The organism is Streptomyces sp. NPDC127092, assembly GCF_042722475.1.
In the GTDB taxonomy this organism is placed as follows: domain Bacteria; phylum Actinomycetota; class Actinomycetes; order Streptomycetales; family Streptomycetaceae; genus Streptomyces.
Map to the genome: position 1 here is coordinate 1 of NZ_JBHXFE010000138.1, position 2,267 is coordinate 2,267.

The following is a 2,267-nucleotide window of genomic DNA, read 5'->3' on the forward strand; positions in this document are numbered from 1 at the left end:
TCGTCGCCCAGGCCTTCGGACCGGAACGGCAGCAGCACGCCCGACTCGGCGTGCTCCAGCGTGAGGAACCGCTCGGGGTAGTCCCCGAACACGGGGTCGGCCAGGCTGTGCTCGCCCCACGCGTAGACGAGTCCGGCAGAGGGGCCTATGTTGCCCTCCGGAGTGCCGGCGGCCTCGTCATAGAGGGCGGCGGCCACCGGGGTACCGTCCACGGACAGGGTGAACAGGAGATGACCGTCTCCGGCCTCGCCGAGCAGCGCCCGCGCATCCGCCACGCGCACCGCACCGAGGTCTGAGTAGACGTCGTCGTACACCAACGGGACGGCCACCTGGTCACCGTGGCCGGTCTCCATGCTGTACGGGGCGACGGTGAGCGCGATCTGGTCCTGACGCAGGTCGAAGAAGCCCTCCATGACGACGAGGCCCGGCACCATCTGGCGGAACGTGCCGGAACGGATGCCCTGCTCGGGAGTCCAGCGGGAGGCCAGGTCAGGCAGCTCGAAGCCCGGGCCGGGCGCCGGCTCCGGGCCCCACGCGCAGTCACACACCCCCTCGGAGACGGTGGGTCCCGCCTCTTCCACGGCGACGGCGGGCGCGGCCCCGGCGAAGAGACTCACGGTCAGGATCGCGGCGGCGGCGAGACGGGCGGGGCGGGTGGTCGGGACGAACGGGCGGGTGGACACCTTGAACGAGGACGGGGACGACATCATGGCAGGACGCTCCTGGTGAATGGCCACGCGGGCTCGGGTGACGGACTGCGGTTCACCGGCCTCACCGTGGCACCCCTCCAAAAGATGCGGCGCTCATACCGGCCCGGTGACACCCACGCTACGCAGAGCCCATTCTCAGGGGGAGTTCAGGACGGTCTCGGATCCGTCTCGATCCGATCACGATGCCGCGGCACCGCGTTCCCGCGCCTCACGGGCAGGTCATCCTCGTCGCCCCGTCCTTCAGAGCAGCGTTCCCTGCTGCTCTCTCATCTCCTGGATCAGCTCCGGCCCGTTGTTCCGGACATTCCCCACGGCGCCCCCCACGGGTCGCAGCGACCACCCCGCCGCGACGTCGTACGCGCCAGCGCACACCTGGCCCACGAGGGCGTCGGCTTCTTCGGCGGACCCGAGCGTGTCCGGGGCGAGCCACCGGTCCATCGTCTCGGCGTCCATGGGCACGGGCAGCCGGTCGTGCAGCTGGCCGAGTGCGGCGAGCACCGGATCGTCGTCGTCCGCGTCGGGTGCGGCCATGGTGAGGATCGTCGTCGAGAGGACCCAGGCGTCCTCCCCCGCGGCCTGGGCCTCGGGGTCCTGCCACCACTCGTACAGGCCGGCGAACCAGATGACCGGCCCCTCGCCGTCCCCGGCCCCGGCCGGGTGCACGTAGTAGGGCTGCTTTTTCGCGGCCCGCCCGTCGGGACCCTTGGCGCCAGGCTCCGGCGTCTTCCACTCGTAGTATCCCTCCACCGGCACGGCGCAGCGGCGGGCGCGGACGGCGGCCCGGAACGTCGGCTTGGAGGCCACGGTCTCCGAGCGCGCGTTGAACGCACGGGACCCCACGGACAGCTCCTTCGCCCACGGCGGCACCAGGCCCCAGCGGGCCACGTGGATCCGCCGGGTCACCCCGGCACCGCCGTCGCCCCCACCGGAGCCTCCGGCGCCGACGTCGTCCGCGTGCGCCACGAGGATCGGCACCTCGGCTGTCGGCGCCACGTTCCAGCTCTGGCGCAGCACCAGATCCTCATTCGCCTCGGCGTCACCCAGGGCCACCAGGTCGCTCGTGGCGCGGGCCATCACGTAGCGGCCGCACATCTCAGCGGTCCCTCCCGTCCCGGCCGCGCTCGACATACATCCACGCGATGCCGAGGGCGAAGCCCATCATCGCGCAGCCGATCACAGTGCCCCAGGGCCTCTCGGTGCCCAGTCCGAACACCACCCCCAGGCCGACGCCGATCAGCAGCCCCACCAGTGGGATGCGCCACTGCGCGAGCGTGCCGGCACCGGCCGGAGCCTCGTGGGCCTCGTGCGCCTTGTCCTCGTCTCTGCCATGTCGTGCCACGGTTCGCCCCTCCGTTCACATCGGTGTTGCGGGTCAGGTTGCAGTCTCCCCTGGCCGCCGTGGTGACGCCACACACCAGGCCCCCGGCTGCTCACCGATGCGTCGCACAGGGTCCTGTGATGGGATGGGCAGAACGAGCCCGCACGTCGCGCCGCCCCACGCATGCGCGGCATCGGGCAGATCCCCACCACCAGGAGGAACAACGTGTCCCAGAAGGT

3 protein-coding genes are annotated in these 2,267 nt (G+C 71.7%); all 3 read right to left on the reverse strand.

The window, feature by feature from the left end; all coding sequences use genetic code 11:
• The coding region (locus ACFWJO_RS38010; protein WP_386872714.1) for a hypothetical protein at positions 1-710 on the reverse strand (710 nt) is incomplete at its 3' end.
• Between the two features lie 240 nt (positions 711-950).
• Complete coding sequence (locus ACFWJO_RS38015) at positions 951-1,802, reverse strand: SOS response-associated peptidase (protein ID WP_386872715.1); 852 nt, start codon at positions 1,800-1,802, stop codon at positions 951-953.
• A gap of 1 nt (position 1,803) precedes the next feature.
• Positions 1,804-2,049 carry a hypothetical protein gene (locus ACFWJO_RS38020; protein WP_185194706.1) on the reverse strand — a complete coding sequence of 82 codons (246 nt, stop codon included), beginning with the start codon at positions 2,047-2,049 and terminating at the stop codon, positions 1,804-1,806.
• Between the last annotated feature and the right edge of the window lie 218 nt (positions 2,050-2,267).

Bases quoted from the DNA above. Each gene is read 5' to 3' on its own strand.
- ACFWJO_RS38015 (WP_386872715.1), bottom strand. From the start codon at position 1,802: ATGTGCGGCCGCTACGTGATGGCCCGCGCCACGAGCGACCTGGTGGCC.